The sequence below is a fragment of the Pelagibius sp. Alg239-R121 genome (assembly GCF_947331435.1).
Taxonomy (GTDB): Bacteria; Pseudomonadota; Alphaproteobacteria; order Kiloniellales; family Kiloniellaceae; genus Denitrobaculum.
In genome coordinates this window covers 762173-781322 of the sequence record NZ_CAMZOF010000001.1, presented here as the reverse complement: position 1 = coordinate 781322, position 19150 = coordinate 762173, and the positions used below count along the sequence as shown (strand labels likewise).

Genomic DNA, 19150 nt, shown 5'->3' with positions numbered 1-19150 from the left:
GCTGTTCGTGAAAGATCTTTAGGATCTTGAGCCTTTCAGCCAAGACGTAGCAACCGAGAACGGTAAATCCCAGGAAAGGAGACAGGGTCGAAGATGGCGGCACGGGAGAGCGCAATCAGCCGGTCGGGACGTGACGAGCGGTCACACTTTCTGCCTGAAGGCAGTGGAGACTTCATGCGCCGGCGCCTGATTGAAGCGCTGGGCCTGATCCTGCTCGCCATCGCCTTAGCGGCTCTGGCTGCATTGCTGACCTTTAATCCGATGGATCCCTCGCCCAATCACGCGACCGATGGCCCCGTCACCAATTTACTGGGCTGGCCCGGCGCCAGTCTCGTGGGAACCCTGTTACCGATCCTGGGTTTGAGCTGTTTTATGGTGACGCCCGTCTTGGGCGGCTGGTCCTGGCGTCTGTTCCGCGATCACACGCTGGCGCACTGGTGGCTGCGCCTCGGCGCGCTGGTGGCCGGACTCATTGTCTTCGCAGTGGGACTGGCGGTTTTGCCTCAACCTGAGGGCTGGCTGGTTGAAAATGCCGGTTTAGGCGGTGTGCTTGGCAGTATCATCCTCGACACGCTTTCCCAATTGATCGGCGTTGCCGCCTGGATTGTGGCCGTTCCTGCGCTGTTGCTTGGGGCCTCGGCCCTGCTCTACGCCCTGGGGCTCAAACGCCATGAATGGGCCGCCGCGCGACGCAGCCTGTCGGGCTTTGCCGAAAACTTTGGACGGCGCGACGGCGCCGACGAACCGCACGATTCAGTGGAAACCGCGGTCAGCCGACCGAAAACCCCGCGCCGGAAAGCACAGCGTAAAGAGCGGATCGAGCCCAGCCTGGACGAAGACACCAGGCCCTTGTCCAAGGTTAAGGTTGAGACCGAGGACGATCTCAACTTCGTCGCACCGCGCAAAGCGCGCCCCAAACCGGGTAAACGCGCCCAGGACGCGCAGCAGCCCAAGCTCTTCGGTGCCGACGGAGATTACGAGCTTCCGCCGCTTACACTGCTCGCGTCGACACCACCGTCGGTTCAGGACGCCGTGCAAACCCGCGACGCCCTGAAGAAAAACGCCGCCATGTTGGAGACGGTTCTGCAGGACTTTGGCGTGCGCGGGGAAATCGTCAAGGTCAGGCCCGGACCGGTGGTCACCCGTTACGAGCTGGAACCCGCACCTGGCACCAAAACCAGCCGCGTCGTGGGTCTGGCCGACGATATTGCCCGTTCCATGAGTGCGATTTCCGTGCGCGTCGCCGTCGTACCCGGGTCCAGCGTCATCGGCATCGAATTGCCGAACGCCCTGCGCGAAACCGTCTATTTGCGCGAGCTGCTTGGGTCCGATGTATTCGACCGCGCCGGCGGCAAGCTTCCCATGATTCTTGGTAAGGACATCGGCGGGCATCCGACCATAGCCGATCTCGGACGCATGCCGCATCTGCTGGTCGCGGGTACCACCGGCTCCGGTAAATCGGTCGCCGTTAATTCGATGATTCTTTCGCTGTTGTTCCGATTTTCACCGGATCAGTGCAAATTCATCATGATCGACCCCAAGATGCTTGAGCTTTCCGTCTATGACGGGATTCCGCACCTCCTTGCCCCTGTGGTGACTGAGCCCAAAAAGGCTGTTGTGGCCCTGAAATGGACGGTCCGGGAGATGGAGGAGCGCTACCGCAACATGTCGCGCCTCGGCGTCCGGAACATCGACGGCTACAACGCCCAGATGGAAGAGGCGAAGAAAAAAGGCGAGATCCTGACGCGCAAGGTTCAGACCGGTTTCGACCCCGACACAGGTCAGCCGATCCACGAAGAACAGCCCTTCGAAACGGAACCCCTGCCCTTTATCGTCGTTGTGGTCGACGAGATGGCCGACCTCATGCTGGTCGCCGGCAAGGATATCGAAGGCGCCGTTCAACGCCTGGCCCAGATGGCGCGCGCCGCAGGTATTCATCTGATCATGGCCACGCAACGGCCGTCTGTCGACGTCATCACGGGTACCATCAAGGCCAACTTCCCGACCCGAATCAGCTTCCACGTGACCTCCAAGATCGACAGCCGGACTATTTTGGGTGAGCAGGGCGCCGAACAGCTGCTGGGTCAGGGCGACATGCTCTACATGGGCCAGGGCGGCCGGATTGCCCGTGTTCACGGGCCTTTGGTGACCGACCAGGAAGTCGAAGATGTTGTTGCCTGCTTGAAACGACAGGGGCAGCCTTCCTACATCGAGTCTGTGACCGAAGACGAAGAACCCGCGTTCGACGGCATGGACGGCCCAGGCGGCGGCAACAGCGGAGACGAGCTTTATGATCAGGCAGTGGCGATCGTCTGCCAACATCGCAAGGCCTCGACAAGCTTTATCCAACGCCAGCTGCAGATCGGCTATAACCGGGCGGCGCGGATAATTGAAAAGATGGAAGCGGAAGGCGTCGTAAGCCAGGCTAATCACGTTGGGAAACGTGAAGTTCTCACTGCCGGCGGACACGATGATTAAAGAATGAAGACTTGGATCAGAGCTGCAGTGGTTTCGGCGATCGCAGCCGCCGCAGGCAGCACCGCGTTTGCGGTGACTGCGTCCGCGCAAGATTCGACATCAAATTCAACCTTAAATTCGGCGCAAAAACCGGCCGCCCAAGCAGCGGACGATTTGGCGCAGCCGCCGGGCCTGAAACCCGCGATCAACTGGACCGGGCCAAGGAAATTCAAGGCCGATGGAGAACCAGCGCAGGTCGCGGCCCTGTCACCGGACGACAGCGCCGCCGTCGCCCGGATCGAGCGCTACCTCAACAGCCTGACCTCGGTCCACGCCCGTTTCATCCAGGTCTCAACAAACGGATCCTTCGCCGAGGGCGAAGTACACATCCAGAGGCCTGGAAAAATGCGGTTTCAATACGACGATCCGCATCCCGCCCTGTTGATCGCGAATGGCCTGACCCTGCTGTACTATGACCGGGAACTGAAACAGGCAACATTCCTGCCGCTGTGGGAAACCCCGCTTTGGTTCCTGATCCGCGAGAAGGTCGAACTGGCGGATGACATCGAAATCGTCGATATCGTCCGGGAAGCCGGCACCCTGTCGATGGTCCTCCAGGACAGCTCCAACGGAGATGTCGGCCGCATCACACTCACCTTCAGCGACAAACCCTTGCGGCTGCACAAGTGGGAAGTGATCGATGCACAGGGAATCGCAACACAGGTTTCCCTCTTCAACGCCGAATACGATCTTCCGATCGAAAGCTCGGTGTTCGAATACGATGATCTGGAGATCGAGACCCCCGGCGCCAACGACAATCGCGGGCGCTAAATCGCGCCAGTTTAGAGTTGGTTTTCCGCAGCAGGCGGAGCTTGCCGGACTGAAAATGGCCGAATTAACAGTCCAAGGAACCTACGCTCTTCGGTCCGCTCGACACCGATCGGCATGTCGGACCAGCGTTCTGTCTTGGAGCTGGAACCGAACAAACGATCCCAAAAGCTGAAGATCGTGCCGTAGTTCGAATCCGTGTCCCGCCGAACCGCATGATGGTGCACCCAGTGGATCGACGGGGTGATGATCAATCGTGACAACAAGCGTTCCGTATCTGCGCCGATCCGCAGGTTCGAATGGTGAAACAGCGCGCTCAAGAGCACCAGAATCTCAAAGATAATGACCGAGAAAAACGGGATTCCAAGCAGAATAATAACGGCGGCCCGCGCGCAGGCCGACAGCAGCACCTCGCCGAAGTGAAACCGCAAGGCTGAAGAGGTATCCAGGAAGCGGTCGAGATGGTGAATTTCGTGAAACCGCCAAAGAAACCGGATTTCGTGATTGGCGCGATGCCACCAGTAGATCAGAAAATCAAGTATCATAAGGTCGAGCAGCAACCCGGCGGGCCCTGACCACCACAGGGGGCGCCAGTCCAGGGCCTGTTCCGACGCCCAGAGCGTAAGCGGCACCACGACCAGAGGCGACAAGCCGACATTGGCGACCCAGAGGCCCAGGTTGCGCCCGACCCTCGACCAGGCACCAAGCGGGCGCGCATCCTCATGCGCCAGCGGTTCAGGCTGCTCACGTGCTGCCGGCTTCCAGCGCTCAGCAATGAAAAAGGCGGCGAACCACACCAGGACGACGCCACCTTTCCATGTCAGAATGGATGCTTGCAGATCTTCCATAACTCTTAGGTATCCCTCTGGCCCGGACCTCGCAAGAGGACGTCGAGGAATTCTCCTTCACGCTTGTTTGATCCCTCCCCTAACCCTTGCCTTCATTGCGTGAACAGCTAAGCTGACCGACATGACTCAATCATCCTATGCTCCTCTGATCGGCGTTCCCGCCTGTGTACGCGAGTACGACGGTAAAGGCTTTCACACCGTCGGCGACAAATATGTCCGGGCGATATCTCTGGCAACCGGTGGCCTGCCCGTCATGCTGCCTTCGCTGGGCAATCTGATCGATATTCCCCAAGCCGTCGCCCGGCTCGACGGACTGCTGGTGACCGGCAGTCCCTCTAACGTTCATCCGGATCGTTACGGTGCCGTAGCGACTCCCGAAGCGGAACCGCATGATCTTGAGCGCGATGCGACCACCCTTCCGATGATCCGTGAAGCCATCCGCCAGGGCCTGCCGCTTTTCGCTATCTGCCGCGGCATGCAGGAACTGAATGTGGCCTTCGGCGGCACGCTGCATGCGCGTGTCCACGAGCTGCCCCAGAAGTTCGATCATCGCCAACCCAGGCACGATGATCCCGATGTTCAGTATGGTCCGCGGCACCCAGCCCACCTGCTTGAGGGCGGACTGCTGGAAAGCCTGCTTGGTACCCGGGAAATCACGATCAACTCGCTGCATTGGCAGGCGGTCGACCGCCTGGGTGACGGCCTGAGCATCGAGGCCCGAGCCCACGACGACACGGTGGAATCCATCAAGGTAGACGGCGCACGCGATTTTGCGCTGGGTGTCCAATGGCATCCTGAGTACAAGGTCATGGAAAATGAGGATTCTGTGAAGCTGTTCCAAGCTTTCGGCGAGGCCGCTCAGGCACGCGCCGTTAAGCGGGCGGCCGGTTCATTGCAGGCTCTGTCGGCATAGACAATGATCGAGACGTTGCCGGAATTGTGATCTCTGGCGTGGAATTCGGCGGCCACTGACGGAAAAGACATCCTTTTCGTGACACTAACGGCTTGGGATTCCTGCCTTGCATCCCTTGCGGGGCGGTTTTGCACAAGATGCATAACGGAACCCGATTGTAAGTTCCGAAATCCGACCTATCTATTAGTCTAAGACCGCAGCCAGTACGGCACGCGGCCAGAATGGAAAGACATAGCTCCCCCCTATCGTCTTTCCAATCTCTGCGAAGAACTGGAACGCCCGGCTCTCCCCCCGACCGGGCGTTCCTTTATTTTGTCAATGCCTTAACCCGCTGATTACTTATGACACCGGATGTCCGGGACCGGTCTTGCTTGGCGTCGCTGCCGCGATACTTACAACGAAACCTTTCTTTGCGCCGGTACGCGATACGGAGGCGCAAACGGCTCGACAGGCGTTCCGCAATCAATTGATTCCAATTGAGCGGCGTTTGATCTAGCCTTCCGGAAAGGATCCTCACGTCAAGTTGTATCATTACGGTACCGGAATTAAATCCAGCAGCGTCTCTTCGTGATATTGCTGGTCGTTTCGATAGCGTAACAAAATCCCCGTCACTCAACACTCTGGGAGCGAGCATGTCCGTCCGATTGATCACCTGGAACGTCAATTCCCTACGCCAGAGATTGGACCATCTTGCGCGCATTACCGAAGAGCAGTCGCCTCAGGTCGTTTGCCTGCAGGAGACCAAGGTTCAGAACGACGACTTCCCGTACGATGCCATAAAGTCAATGGGTTACGAGCATCTCTCTGTCCATGGACAAAAGAGCTACAATGGAGTCGCAATCCTGTCCCGCCTGCCCTTTGAAGCCGAAGACAGGCGGGTGTGGTGCAAGAAGGACGACTGCCGTCATATCAGCGTAACGGTCGACGGCGGCCTCGAGATTCACAACTTCTATGTTCCCTCGGGTGGAAACGTTCCGGATCCAGAACAAAATGACAAATTCGCCCACAAGCTTCAGTTTCTAACCGAGATGGCAAAATGGGCCAAAAAGGACAGTTTGGCTAAGCGCAGGGCAATCCTCGTCGGCGACATGAATGTCGCCCCGTTTGAGCAGGATGTCTGGAATCACAAGCGCTTACTAAAATCGGTCGGCCATACTCCTATCGAGTCGGAACATATGCTTCGCCTGCACAAGGCGGGAAGCTTCATCGATGTGGGGCGGCACTTCGTTCCGCTACCGGAACCTTTATACACCTGGTGGGGATACCGTTTCAAAGAAGCCTTCGCGCGGGACTACGGGTGGCGATTGGACCATGCATTGGCCACTCCGCCCCTTGAGGACTCGATTTCCTCAATGACTGTTCTGCGTGACAGCCGCTCCTGGGAGAAGCCTTCGGATCACGTACCGATTATGGTGGATATCGATTAACCATAAACGTACGGAGCCGTACGTACGGCAAAACCTTGCGTTTTGGCCGCGTTCACATGTGGTAATTCTTGATTGATGCAGTCCCGAACGAGGATTGCCGTCTAACCTGTCGGTCCTGCCCGGTACATGAAGTAGCGGCCGCTGCGGACGTCGTCCGGAAGTGCAACGGGCTCCGCACCGGCAAAAACCGTGTCCTGATCCGAGATGATGATGCCGCCAGGACAGAGGAGATCCGGCAAAAAGCCGGCAATGTAACGGGCAATCTCCGCGTTCCTTGCCTGGTCTCCCGTGCCGATGTCCGAATGGATCAGACGGACCTGACCACGGAAACGTTCAACCGCCGCCGGCAAGGTTTCCGACAAGTCACCGAGAAAGAGGTGGGCATCGTCGGGAATACAATCGGGATGGGCAGCAACACTACGTTCAAACACGAATATTTCGCATCCGGAACAAATTTCCCTGAGGTGATCGTACGTACGTCCATTCCCTAGGCCCAGTTCGAAAACCGGACCGGACAGCTCACGTACAAGTTCGACACCATATTGGAGGCAGGCACGCTGCGCCTGCAACCGGCGGATGACGCTATCTAAACGGCTCATTCTTACTCTTGCTCAAGCGTTGCCGGCACGGGCTGCCAGCAATTGCGCGTTCATGGCTTCGAGACGGTGAGCCAATACCCGCATGACCTCAACACCCATTTCAGGAAAATCGGTGACCATGCGAAAGAACAGGTCCTTGGTCACTTTCAAGGTCACCAATTCACTCTCGGCGACGACGGTCGCGGTTCGGGGAACGTCGCAGAGAATTGCGATTTCACCAATAATATCATTACGTTGCATGGTTGCGACCGTCAGCGGCCCATCCGGCGTATTGACCTCGACGTTCGCTTGTCCATCGATCAGGATAAAGGCCGCGTCGCCTGGATCGCCCTGACTGCAAAGCACTTGGCCTGGTTTGAACATCATCCTTTCGCTGGCAAAAGCCATGAGTTTCAGCTTCGCCGGTTCGACGTTTGCGAAAAGCGGAATGTTTCGAAGAATTTCGACTTCCTGCTCGATGCTCATTTTCCTGTCCCTATCGTTAAGCGGCTTTCACACTCTCTTGACGGTCAATCAAGAGCGATCACGCTCCGGAGTCTGATCGTTTTACTTTCGTATAAAGTCAAACGTGAATCAGCCTCTTCATCAAAAGGTTAGAGGGCGATTCACGCTCTTGATGGTCAATCAAGAGCGATCGCGCTCTAGAGTCACCCACCTCAGTTAAGGTGGTTATTGTCGTTCCCCTGCACCAATCACGACTTCGCGCCCTGGTTTTAACTCATCTGCTACGCCAAACAGAGGCCTGCCCCAAAGCAATGGGCCAGACCAGATTGGTGCCTCTTACTCCGCCGCGAGCAGCTCGCTGAGCGCTGAACCGGGCTGTGTCAGTTCAGCAAAGCTTCCCTGTTCCGCAATCCGCCCCGCGCGCATGACCAGCACATGGTCGAAATGCTCCGCGGCCCTGGGATGCTGCAAGGTCCAAACGATGCCCTTGCCCCGGCGCTGCTGCAGCACGGTTTCCAACAGCTTTGTCTGGGTCGAACTGTCCATACCCGCTGCGGCCTCATTGACGATCAGAATGTCCGGCTGCTTCAGCAAGCAGCGGGCAAATCCCAGTTTTTGCCTTTGCACGATAGAAAGACGAGAGCCCCCAACACCGACGTTGTAGTCCAGTCCTGCCTCGACCACCCGTTCGCGCAGACCCAGTTCATCGAGCAGCTCAGACATGACCCGCCCGATGGTCTCGGCCGCCTGTGCCTGTCCGTAAGCCAATCTGCCGAATAGAATGTTGTCCTGCAGCGAAGCGGCCGCGTTGTAGGACTCCGGCCGGTAAAAGGCAACCGCACCCGGATCCTTTTCCATCAGAAGTTCGGAAAAACGCTGACGTCCCGCGATCAGTTTCTTCTCCGCATCACCATCGATCAACCCAAGGCGATGCCGCTCCTCGACGTACTTGAACGGCAGATTCAGCAACAAGCCCTCTTCCGTCTCCCCGAGCTCGCCACGGCCGGTCTTCTCCGCGCGGGCGATCAGTGCCGTAAACTCCGGTAGATCATCGGCTTCGATAAAGCTGAACTGCTCGAAGAAGGGATGACCGGAGGGCAGGTCCGCGAAGATTTCGACCATGGTCTTGGCAATGCTGTAACCGATGTCGAGAAGAAGTCCGGTCAGGTCCTTCTCCTTCAGGACCTGCAGCATCAGAGGGCTCTGCGCCAACACATCGGTAGCGTAGATCGGGTTTGTCGGCGTGCCGAACAGAAGGTTTTCCGCCAATGTGGCGTTCCGGTTGTAAGCCTCGGGATCGAAGCGTACGACCAGATCCTCCGCGTCTTCCGACGCCAGACGATCAGACAGCGCAGAACGGGCGGTCAAGATTCCTTCCGCGACTTCGGGATGCGCGTCGGCATCAATGGTTCCGCTGAGGCCAAGCCGATAAACGTCTTCCTCAAGACCGACATCGGTCAGGATTTGGATCATGTGCCGGCTGATCTCGCCTGGTCCCGATGCGCCTGCCGCCGCATATTCCACCCAATCCGCGTCGAAGTTCAGCGGCGAGTTGCCCGATCGCAACGCTTCGGCCGTATCAGCAGCTTGTTTCGCCTGTCCCTCGCTGTCGTACTCAGGTTCGCGCAGGGGGCGGTGTTTCAGGCCGTAAAGCAGGTTGTCGCGTACCGAAACCGGGAAAAAGTAAGTGTTGGGACCGACATATGACAGGCGCCGCCCGGTCACCGCCGATGGCAGTTCCTGGAGGTTCCGTCCGCCCACCTTGATGGTGCCCGAACTGGGCGACAGCATTCCGGACAGCATCATGCTCAGATGGTCCTTGCCGCTACCGCTCGGTCCGACAATGGCGATGTGGTGAGAAAGATCGAAATTGAAGCTGGCGCCCTCGACCAGTTTGGTATCGTTGTCGTCTTCCAGAGTCAGGGAGTTTGCCTCGATCAAACCGGTCAGCGAAGGCCCGCTGTCCTCTCCCGGATCCTGTAGCTCCGGATCGATAATCATGGGCGGCTGGAATTGCTCGATAACCTGGTCATACTTGATCTGGACGTCGTTCCGGCGCTGATCCCAATCGATCAGCTCCTTAATCGGTCCGGGCAGGTCCTTATAGGCCGCGATGACCGCGACCAGAGCACCGACGTCGAGACGGCCGCTGATCACCAGCACACCGCCTGCCGAATAGAAGATGAAGGGCGTAAACTGCGAGAGCAGGTTGTTCAGGAACTTGACGAAGAACTTGCGCTGAAAGATCTCAAAGCGAATACGATAAATCTCGCCCAGCCGCTTGGTCATGTCGGCACGTTCGTAATTCGTCGTGTCGTGCGCCTGAATCTCTATTGCCCCGTCGACAATTTCCGCGACTCGTCCAGCAAGTTTCCGCGCGGTCAGCTGCCGCTGCCGCCCCAGATCCAAAATCCGCTTGCGCAGCTTGGGGATCAGGAGCGCCTGAAACACCACGATTCCGGCAGCAACGAGTCCCAGCCAGATATTCTGAACCATGATGAACAGCATGGCGGTAATCGCCTGGCCGCCCAGAAACGCGGGCGTCACGAAAGCATCACCGATGAAACCGCCCAGCGGCTCCACTTCATCCTTGATCATGGTGGCCACTTCGGCCTGCTTGACCCGCTTGACGAAGGGAATGGGGAAACGCAAAACCCGGTCGGTGAGCTCAAAGCGCAGACGCCGCAGCATGCGTTCGCCGAGCTGACCCTTGAAAGTGTTGATGAAAAACTTAAAGCCGCCATTGACCATCACCAGCGCCAGAAAGGCGATGCAAAGGGCCAGTAGGTAGCCATAGGGCCCAAGCACCAGGCCTTCGAACAGAGGCCCGATTTCATTTCCGACGAGGGATTCGAGCGAGAACAGCGCTCTTTGCTGTTCTGTTTCAGATTTTCCGATCAGGTCGAAGCCATCGATAATGCCTTCGTTGACGATCTGTTTGGGAAGATTGAGCGACAGAAAATAGAACGGCAGGGAAATCGACACCAACAGCAGGATGCCAAGCTGCTCACGGCGGCTATGACGCCATACGTATTTGAAAAGATTACGTTCCATAAAGCCGGATCGACTGCTTTCGGTTCTGACTCAGGTTTCCAGAATTTTGGACCATAAACGATGACCCAATGACGGTAAACACCGCGGGAACAAACGTTACGCCCCGGGTTTGCTGGAGACAGTAACCGGCTAATTGCTGAAATTTGCTTCTGCACACTGGTTGAGACAGCGATACTGTGCAATCATCCGCGCCCGGGTGAGACGGGCCGGCCGCAAAACCAGGCCGGAAGGGAATGAAGAGAACACTTAATGGCCCAAAGCCAGCGCGACACGCGCGTTTTAATCTATAGCCACGACAGCTTTGGGCTCGGACATCTGAGGCGGTGCCGTGAAATCGCCCATACGCTGGCCAAGGCCGAGGACCATCTGTCGGTCCTGATTCTGTCCGGTTCACCCATTATCGGGAATTACGGTTTCGCTTCGCGTGTCGACTTCGTGCGAATTCCGGGCGTGATCAAACTGCGCGACGGGGATTACACCTCCCTGAGCCTGCGCATCGACATCAGCGACACCCTGGCCATCCGGTCCTCGATCATCGAACATACCGCCAAGGTTTACGATCCGGACATCTTCATCGTCGACAAGGAGCCACTGGGCCTGCGCGGCGAGGTCAAAGCAACCCTCGAGATGCTGAAAGCCCGCGGCACGCCCTGCGTGCTGGGCCTGCGCGACGTGATGGACGAGCCCTATCTTCTGGCGCCGGAATGGGAGCGCAAAGGCGTAGAGCCGGCTCTGCGCAACTACTACGACGATATCTGGATCTACGGCCTGCCTCAGATCTGCGACCCGCTGGAAGGCATCGACCTGCCGCCATCGGTTCACCGCAAGGTAACCTATACGGGCTATCTCCGGCGCAGCACCACGGAGGACGCGCCACAGCCCAAACTGGAAAAGATCAAAGAGCCCTTTCTGCTGGTCACCGTCGGCGGCGGCGGTGACGGCGAGGCCATCATCGACTGGGTTCTGCGCGCCTACGAGAGCGACCCCGATCTGCCGCATCCTGCCCTGATCGTGCTGGGCCCCTTTATGGGGTCGGAACTGCAGAGTGAGTTCATTGAACGGGTAAACCGGCTCGACAATGTGGAGGCCATCACCTTCGATGCCCAACTGGAAGCCTTCGTAAAGCGGGCTTTGGCCGTGGTCGGCATGGGTGGCTACAACACATTTTGCGAAATTCTGTCTTTCGACAAACGGGCTTTGATCGTCCCAAGGACCGAGCCGCGCCTGGAGCAGTTCATCCGCGCGTCCCGGGCACAGGACCTCGGCCTGCTCACCATGCTGAGCGATGATGGCGAGAGAGATGCCACGACCATGGCGACGGCCCTGCGCAATTTACCTCAACAGCGCCTGCCGTCGGAAACCGTCGTTCCAGGGCTGCTGGACGGTCGCCGCAACGTGGTCAAGCTGACCAAACAATGGATCTCCCGGCGCCGGACCGGCCTTACAGCGCTTCAAGACGGCGGCGAAGAGACCGCCATGCCCGGCAGATCTTGACCGCGGTTCAAAAGCACGAGTCATGACACCCAGCATTGCCGTCATTCTGAAAGGCTATCCGCGCCTGTCGGAAACGTTCATCGCGCAGGAGCTATTGGCTCTGGAGCAACGCGGCCTTCACCTGCATTTCTTCTCGCTGCGTCATCCGACGGATACGTCGATTCACCCGGTCCACCGCGAGATCACGGCTGAAGTCACCTATCTGCCGGAATATCTGCACGACGAGCCCGCACGCGTCTGGCGGGCCTGGCGCAAAGCCGCCAAGTTGCCGGGCTACCGGAAGGCACGCAGCATTTTCCTGCGCGATCTGTTGCGGGACCGCACTCCAAATCGGATTCGCCGGTTCGGTCAGGCCTGCGTGCTGGCCGCAGAATTGCCGGCAGGCATCAAGCAGCTTTACGCCCATTTCCTGCATACCCCCGCCTCGGTCACCCGCTATGCCGCTGTCATGACTGGTTTGCCGTGGTCGGCTTCCGCTCATGCAAAGGACATCTGGACCACGCCGGAGTGGGAAAAGCGCGAGAAACTGGCGGATTTGGAGTGGCTGGTGACTTGCACCGAGGTCGGCCGGGACCATCTCGCCGAACTTGCCCCCGATCCCGACAAGGTCGGACTTGTTTATCATGGCCTGGACCTGACCCGCTTTGGTCCTAACGCTGCGCACGCCCCTGATCCGTCAACACCAGACTCTGCGGGCAATGACAATGACGACAGCAACGCAAAGCAAGGTGACGGCAGCGATCCCGAAAATCCGGTTATCCTGCTCTCGGTGGGGCGGGCGGTAGAAAAGAAGGGCTATAATGACCTTCTGACGGCCCTGGCACAGCTGCCCAAGGAACTGCAGTGGCGCCTTGTACATATCGGCGGCGGAAAACTGACGGACAAACTGCGTGCCCTCGGCCGGAAACTCGGTATCGACACGCGCATCGACTGGCTCGGCGCCCAGCCGCAGGAAGTCGTGCTGGAAAACTATCGCAAGGCGGATCTTTTCGTGCTTGCCAGCCGGATCGGAAGCGACGGTGACCGCGACGGCCTGCCAAATGTGCTGATGGAAGCTCAAAGCCAGGCGGTCGCCTGCGTTTCCACGGCCGTGTCAGCCATTCCTGAATTGATCCGCGACGGTGAAACCGGGTTGCTGGTCCCGCCCGAAAGCCCCGATGATCTGGCGGCGGCGCTTCGGAATTTGATCGTTGATCCCGCCAGGAGGCACAGGCTGGCGACCGCAGGCTGTCAGCGGGTCAGAAGCGAATTCGCAATGCAAAGCGGCGTCGACGCCCTACTATCGCGCTTTGAGCAAAAGTAATGCGTATCGCCTTCTACGCACCCATGAAGCCGCCCGACCATCCGGTGCCGTCCGGCGATCGCCATATGGCCCAGCTGTTTCTCGAAGCTTTCAAGCAGGCAGGACATAGGGTCGAGCTTGCTTCCCGTCTGCGCAGCCGGGATGCCAAGGGCGACCCCGCACGCCAAAACCGCCTGAAACGGCTGGGCGAAGGCCTCGCCGAGCGTCTTCTGCGGCGCTATGACGCCAGGCCCGAGGGCCAGCGCCCGCAAGCCTGGTTCACCTATCATCTCTACTACAAGGCTCCGGACTGGGTCGGCCCCAAAGTCTGCAAATGCCTCGATATCCCATATCTTGTGGCCGAGGCCTCGGTCGCCTACAAGCGTGCAGGCGGCCCCTGGGACTTGGGACATCAGGCCACGCTGGATGCCCTGGCCCAAAGCGCCGCTGTCATCACCGTCAATCCCCACGATGCGGCCTGCCTGCCGGATGGCATAACACTGGAACCCATTAAACCTTTTCTGGACATCAGCCGCCTTCGCTTACAGGCGCCTGAAGTCCAAGAGGCCAAAAGGAAGCTGTCGTCAACATTCAAGCTGGACCCGGATCAGCCCTGGCTGCTGAGTGTCGCAATGATGAGGCGGGGCGACAAACTGGCCTCCTACCGGCTGCTGAGCAAGGCCCTGACGGGGCTGCAGGACCACCCCTGGCAAATCTTAATCGTGGGCGACGGACCGGCCAAACAGGACGTCGAGCAGGCATTCGGTTCGATCGATCCGGCGCGTTTGCGGTTCTTGGGTGAACAGCCCCCTGAGGCCCTGCGGGAAATCTACGCTGCCAGTGATCTTCTGGTCTGGCCTGCCGTCAATGAGGCTTATGGCATGGCATTGCTGGAAGCGCAGGCCAGCGGCCTTCCCGTAGTTGCGGCCAGAACAGGCGGCGTCCCCGCCATCGTCGAGGATGGGGTGACGGGTCTCTTGACCCAACCTGAAGACGGGAATGCCATTGCGTCGGCAGTTGCAATCCTGCTCGACCAGCCGGAACGGCGAATAAGCATGGCGTCAGCGGCAGCACAGAAAGCCGCTATGGAGCACGATCTTACGGCCGCCTCCCAAGACCTCGACGCTATTCTGCAGCGTGCACTTGCGGCAAAGCCTCATGGGGAGATCAGGCTGTGAGCCAGGTGCAGAACAGTTTGACGAATGATTCCCAGCGGACCGATGTGCTCTTCTATGTCCAGCATCTGCTTGGGATTGGCCATCAAAAACGCGCCGCAACCCTTGCCCGGGCCATGGAGCGGCAAGGCCTGAAAGTGACCTTCGTTTCCGGCGGCATGTCAGTGCCTGGGCTGAACACCGGTTCCGCGAAGTTCGTCCAGCTGCCGCCTCTGCGTGCCGAAGACATTCATTTTCGCCGCCTGGTCGATGAACAGGGCCAGGAAGCCGACGATGGCTTCAAAGCCGAACGCCGTGCCCAACTCCTGTCGGTCTTTGAGCAGGAGCGGCCGCGGGCGCTGCTGATTGAGATGTTCCCCTTCGGACGCCGTCAGATGCGCTTTGAACTTCGGCCCCTGCTGGAATCCGCCCACGCCGCGGCACACCGACCCCTGATCCTGTCGTCGGTGCGCGATATCCTGGTGGAGCCGCCCAAACGAGAGCGCATCGCTGAGATGATCGACTGGATACAGCGCGTGTTTGATTTCGCCCTGGTCCACGGCGACCCCGATCTCATTCCCTTCGACGAGACTTTTCCGCCCTTACACGAAATTGCCGACCAGGTTGTATATACAGGTTACGTTGTTGATGAATCGGTCGATAAACCGCCGCATCCCAGCGACGGGATCGACGAAATCCTGGTCTCGACCGGCGGCGGCGCGGTTAGCGAGGCCCTGGTCACCGCCGCCCTGGCCGCAAGCCAGAGACTGCCGCCGGCGCTGGCACACCTGAAAGACTGCCGCTGGCGGATCCTCATCGGTCATAGCCTGCCGGAAGTTGATTTTCAGGCCTTCAAGGCGCAAGCCCGCGACAACGTGATGGTCCAGCGCTCCCGCCCCGATTTCACGTCACTGCTGCCCAACTGTCGCCTTTCGATCAGTCAGGGCGGCTACAACACCGTCATGGAGGTGCTGCGCGCCGGGTGCCCAAGGGTCATCGTGCCCTATTCAGGCGGCCTTGAGACCGAGCAGACCCTGCGTGCAAGGTTATTTGCCGGTCGTGACGCCCTCACGCTCGTCGAAGAACAGGATCTGACCGCCGACAGCCTGCTCCAGGCCATCGCGGCGGAATTCGGCCGGAGCGGCACAAGCCGCCTCAAGCTGGACACCGACGGCGCCCGAAACACCGCAAAGCGGATCGAAAGCCTGCTTTCAGATCATGAAAACGGTCAAACCGAAGGCAGGGCGCCATGACCCTGCTCTTCATCCTTCGCCACGGCGTGACCTCTTGGAACGCGGAAGGCCGGATTCAGGGGCAAAGCGACATCGGTCTTTCAGAGACGGCACGCGTGGATATACCAGGTTGGCGCCTGCCAGATGAAGCGCGCGCCAGCCGCTGGCTGACCAGTCCCCTGCTGCGGGCCCGCGAGACCGCCGCCCTGCTGGAGCATCCGGATGCTCAGATCGACGAGCGCCTGCGGGAGATGCATTGGGGGCAATGGGAAGGCTGGCGCCTCACCGACCTCCGCCGGGAACTGGGCGACAAAATGGTTCAGAACGAGGCCAAGGGACTGGACCTGCAGCCGCCCGGAGGTGAAAGTCCGCGCGATCTGCAAATCCGGCTCAAGCCCCTGCTCAGCGAATTGGGCGAGAAAGGGGAGCCGACCACCGCCATCAGCCACAAGGGCATCATCCGCGCACTCTATTCGCTCGCGAGCGGCTGGGATATGACCGGAAAGCCGCCAACCAAGCTTCTGAACGACTGCTGCCATGCCTTCCGCCTGTCGCCTGACGGTACGGCAGTGGTGGAAAGCCTCAACATCCCGCTGACAACCAGGTAACTCCATGCCGACCGAAGCCGCCGATGTCCTGTTCTACGTCCAGCACCTGCTGGGCATCGGGCACCTGCGTCGGGCCTGCATCCTGGCCCGCGCCATGGACCGGGCCGGACTGCGGGTAGTCTTTGTCTCTGGCGGACTTCCGGTGCCCGAAACCGATGTCGGTGGCTGTGAATTCGTACAGCTGCCGCCGTTGCGCACGCTGGATGAGAGTTTCAGCACATTGGTGGACGAGACGGGACGCGAACTTGACGATCGGGGCAAAGCGGCACGGCGGGACATCCTGCTCGAACTCCTGGCGAAACACAAACCACGGGTTCTGCTCTTTGAAATGTTCCCTTTCGGCCGACGCCAGATGCGCTTCGAACTGATGCCGCTGCTCGATGCCGCCAAAGCGTCAGCCAGACGACCGCAGATCATCTGTTCCTTACGTGACGTGCTGACCACCCACAAGAAACCGGGCAAGACCGAGTGGATCATCAAGGCTGTCGAAGACTACTTCGATCAGGTTCTGGTGCACGGCGATCCTGAATTCGTGCCGCTCGAACGCTCTTTCCCCGCCATCGAAAGCTTTCGGGACAAGATTCGCTACACCGGTTACGTGCTTGAGGCCGCACCCAACGCCCTCCCCAGCCGACAGCGTCATGATGGCGAGGTCATTGTCTCTGCAGGCGGCGGGGCCGTTGCCGCGCCTCTCATCGAAGCCGCACTGGCGGCACGTCCCATGACGTCGCTCTCGGGCGTGCCTTGGCGCCTGCTGGCGGGCCCGAATTTAGCCGAAGAGACCTTTAACAGACTCCAGAGCCACTGTAGCGAGGGTGTAGTTCTCGAACGCGCCCGTCCCGACTTCACGGAACTGCTGTCACACGCGCGGCTTTCCATCAGCCAGGCCGGCTACAATACGGTGATGGATATATTGGCGACCTCCGTCCCTGCCGTCCTGGTTCCCTTTGCAGCCACGCAACAGACCGAACAGGCGCTCAGGGCTCAACTGCTGGCCGAGCGCGGCGTCGCCACCGTGATTAGGGAAGACCGCCTGAACGCCGAGAGCCTGGCCGCCGGCATCGAGGACGCTTTGTTGGCGAGTGATCCCGCAGATCTTCTCCATCACCTCGATACCTCCGGTGCTGAACGGAGCGCGGCGCTTGTCCGTGCAGCGGCGCAGAAGCAGTCCGCTGGGAGCCCACTATGACCGGATGGGACGGTCTCAGGCAGGAACTGGGGGCCTGGCAGCAGGCCGGCCTGAATGCGACCTTCTGGTGGCGCGACGATGACGCCGTGGCGCCAAGCGCTGCTCTGGAGCGCCTGCTGGCGCTTTCGCTGAAGCATTCCGCAGGACTGGCGCTGGCCGTCATCCCGGAACAATGCGAAACGGCGCTGGCCAAGTATCTGGCGGATTGGACGGGGGCCGAAACCGCCGAAATCTCCGTTTTGCAGCACGGCATTGCCCATCGAAACACCGCGCCTGAAGGCGAAAAGAAGACTGAATTGAGCGCTGCAGCGTCGATCGAAGAAACCATCGAGCAACTAACTGCGGGACGTCATCGCCTACAGACTCTCTTCGGTGAAAGGATGTTGCCGGTTTTGGTGCCGCCCTGGAACCGGATTACGCCGGAACTGGTCCCGCGCCTGCGGGACGGCGGCTTTACCGGGCTCTCGACCTACAAAGCCCGCAAACAGACGTTCCCGGCTCCGGGGCTTCTGCAGGTCAATACCCATGCGGATCTGCTACGCTGGAAGCCCGAGCGCGGTTTTCTGGGCGAAACCGAAGCCCTGGCACTGCTGTGCGATCATCTTCACGCACGACGCGCGGCTTTCGCGCGAACGGATAGCGCTCACTGCAGCCTGGAAGCCACCGGGATCCTGACCCATCACTTGGTCCACGATAGTGCCAGCTGGGACTTTTTGGACAAACTTCTGGAGTTCTTGAGTCTGCATCCCGCAACTAAGTTACTTGCACCTTCCGAAGCATTTTCACATGCTGATAACAACGATGGGGCGCCAGACCCCGCAAGGAACAGTGCAGCTGACGCGCCGGAACGGAACCTTCCGGTCGCCGACGGGGTGAAAAAGCAGAAGCCGGCGAGGAAAGGCAAGGCGTGACCGTCTATCGTTACCCCGTTAAATCGGTCATCGGTGACTACTTGAGAGCCGCGGCAGGATTGATTGTGACTCTGGGTGTGCTTCTCTCAGGTCCTCTCCCTTGGTTCGTGACTCTGATATTCTGGGCCCTGACGATCCTCTTTGCCGTGTTCGCCCTACGCACACTGAAGCGTCAGTATCTGGAGGTATCGCTTGATAACCAGGGAATCGCGACGCAGATAAGACCCGCCAGCAGTCAGTCTCCCAACGGCCATTTCTCGCGTTATCTGGCTTGGCCGGAGCTGACCGAGGTCAAGCTACGCTACTTCGGCACGCGGCGTAATCATCATAAGGAAGGTGTCGGCACGGGTGGCGGGGGCTTCATGCAACTCACACTTTCCAGCGTTGCAGAACGGAAAACTTCGATGTCTTTCGAATCCTCGCTCGAGGGCTTCACGGCAATCACGACAAAGGCTGCACAGGCTGCCCGCGCCGTAAATCTTGGGATCGACCCGGCAACGGCCGGTAACTTACTAACGATGGGCATCGATATCGATGCGGAATCCAGAGAAGAATTCGAGGCATAACGCCAGGGGCTCACGCGAAATAACAAGGGCATGAAGTGACGGCAGGGTTGAGTTCGGATAGTCTGCGCCAGCAGATTTGGTTTTGGGGTATTTCGGTCTGGGAGAACGGGAGTTCGATCGTCTCAATCAGGAGTGATCGCGCTT

The 19150-nt window shown here is 59.3% G+C and carries 16 protein-coding genes; 12 read left to right on the top strand and 4 right to left on the bottom strand.

Going from position 1 to position 19150, the window contains the following annotated elements; all coding sequences use genetic code 11:
* Window positions 1-93 precede the first annotated feature (93 nt).
* Entirely contained in the window at window positions 94-2478 is a 2385-nt protein-coding gene (locus QMZ18_RS03365) for a DNA translocase FtsK (protein ID WP_282604813.1), read from the top strand.
* A gap of 3 nt (window positions 2479-2481) precedes the next feature.
* Window positions 2482-3288, top strand: a complete 807-nt coding sequence (locus QMZ18_RS03360) for an outer membrane lipoprotein carrier protein LolA (RefSeq protein WP_282604812.1) — start codon at window positions 2482-2484, stop codon at window positions 3286-3288.
* 11 nt (window positions 3289-3299) lie between these two features.
* On the opposite strand, the gene QMZ18_RS03355 is transcribed toward QMZ18_RS03360, so the two are convergent.
* Window positions 3300-4133: a sterol desaturase family protein gene (locus tag QMZ18_RS03355; protein ID WP_282604811.1), complete on the bottom strand. Its 834-nt coding sequence runs from the start codon at window positions 4131-4133 to the stop codon at window positions 3300-3302.
* Between the two features lie 121 nt (window positions 4134-4254).
* Between QMZ18_RS03355 and QMZ18_RS03350 the strand changes: the two genes are divergently transcribed.
* Complete coding sequence (locus QMZ18_RS03350) at window positions 4255-5046, top strand: gamma-glutamyl-gamma-aminobutyrate hydrolase family protein (RefSeq protein ID WP_282604810.1); 792 nt, start codon at window positions 4255-4257, stop codon at window positions 5044-5046.
* Window positions 5047-5678: 632 nt separating this feature from the next.
* A complete protein-coding gene (xth, locus tag QMZ18_RS03345) occupies window positions 5679-6473 on the top strand; it encodes an exodeoxyribonuclease III (protein ID WP_282604809.1) in 795 nt (264 codons plus the stop codon).
* A gap of 101 nt (window positions 6474-6574) precedes the next feature.
* Here the strand turns inward: xth and QMZ18_RS03340 are convergent, their stop codons facing one another.
* From QMZ18_RS03340 to QMZ18_RS03330, 3 genes are all read right to left on the bottom strand, one after another.
* The gene (locus QMZ18_RS03340; protein ID WP_282604808.1) at window positions 6575-7072 is read right to left on the bottom strand and encodes a class I SAM-dependent methyltransferase; all 498 of its coding nucleotides are present in this window, start codon (window positions 7070-7072) and stop codon (window positions 6575-6577) included.
* A 12-nt stretch (window positions 7073-7084) separates the two neighbouring features.
* Window positions 7085-7537, bottom strand: coding sequence for a cyclic nucleotide-binding domain-containing protein (locus QMZ18_RS03335; protein ID WP_282604807.1), 453 nt, complete (start codon window positions 7535-7537; stop codon window positions 7085-7087).
* A gap of 315 nt (window positions 7538-7852) precedes the next feature.
* On the bottom strand, window positions 7853-10570 hold the full coding sequence (locus QMZ18_RS03330) for an ABC transporter ATP-binding protein (protein ID WP_282604806.1): 2718 nt from the start codon (window positions 10568-10570) through the stop codon (window positions 7853-7855).
* A gap of 249 nt (window positions 10571-10819) precedes the next feature.
* Between QMZ18_RS03330 and QMZ18_RS03325 the strand changes: the two genes are divergently transcribed.
* Genes QMZ18_RS03325 through QMZ18_RS03290 form a run of 8 tightly spaced genes read left to right on the top strand, consistent with a single transcriptional unit; the run spans window position 10820 to window position 19006 of the window.
* Window positions 10820-12064: a glycosyltransferase family protein gene (locus QMZ18_RS03325; RefSeq protein ID WP_282604805.1), complete on the top strand. Its 1245-nt coding sequence runs from the start codon at window positions 10820-10822 to the stop codon at window positions 12062-12064.
* A gap of 22 nt (window positions 12065-12086) precedes the next feature.
* A complete protein-coding gene (locus QMZ18_RS03320; RefSeq protein WP_282604804.1) occupies window positions 12087-13367 on the top strand; it encodes a glycosyltransferase family 4 protein in 1281 nt (426 codons plus the stop codon).
* Entirely contained in the window at window positions 13367-14524 is a 1158-nt protein-coding gene (locus tag QMZ18_RS03315) for a glycosyltransferase family 4 protein (protein ID WP_282604803.1), read from the top strand. The genes QMZ18_RS03320 and QMZ18_RS03315 overlap by 1 nt, the downstream gene beginning before the upstream one ends.
* Window positions 14521-15753 carry a glycosyltransferase family protein gene (locus tag QMZ18_RS03310; RefSeq protein ID WP_282604802.1) on the top strand — a complete coding sequence of 411 codons (1233 nt, stop codon included), beginning with the start codon at window positions 14521-14523 and terminating at the stop codon, window positions 15751-15753. The genes QMZ18_RS03315 and QMZ18_RS03310 overlap by 4 nt, the downstream gene beginning before the upstream one ends.
* Complete coding sequence (locus QMZ18_RS03305) at window positions 15750-16340, top strand: histidine phosphatase family protein (RefSeq protein WP_282604801.1); 591 nt, start codon at window positions 15750-15752, stop codon at window positions 16338-16340. Before QMZ18_RS03310 ends, QMZ18_RS03305 begins: the two co-directional genes overlap by 4 nt.
* 4 nt (window positions 16341-16344) lie before the next feature.
* On the top strand, window positions 16345-17529 hold the full coding sequence (locus QMZ18_RS03300; RefSeq protein ID WP_282604800.1) for a glycosyltransferase family protein: 1185 nt from the start codon (window positions 16345-16347) through the stop codon (window positions 17527-17529).
* Window positions 17526-18440, top strand: a complete 915-nt coding sequence (locus QMZ18_RS03295; RefSeq protein ID WP_282604799.1) for a polysaccharide deacetylase family protein — start codon at window positions 17526-17528, stop codon at window positions 18438-18440. The genes QMZ18_RS03300 and QMZ18_RS03295 overlap by 4 nt, the downstream gene beginning before the upstream one ends.
* Entirely contained in the window at window positions 18437-19006 is a 570-nt protein-coding gene (locus tag QMZ18_RS03290; RefSeq protein ID WP_282604798.1) for a hypothetical protein, read from the top strand. The genes QMZ18_RS03295 and QMZ18_RS03290 overlap by 4 nt, the downstream gene beginning before the upstream one ends.
* The last annotated feature ends 144 nt before the right edge of the window (window positions 19007-19150 follow it).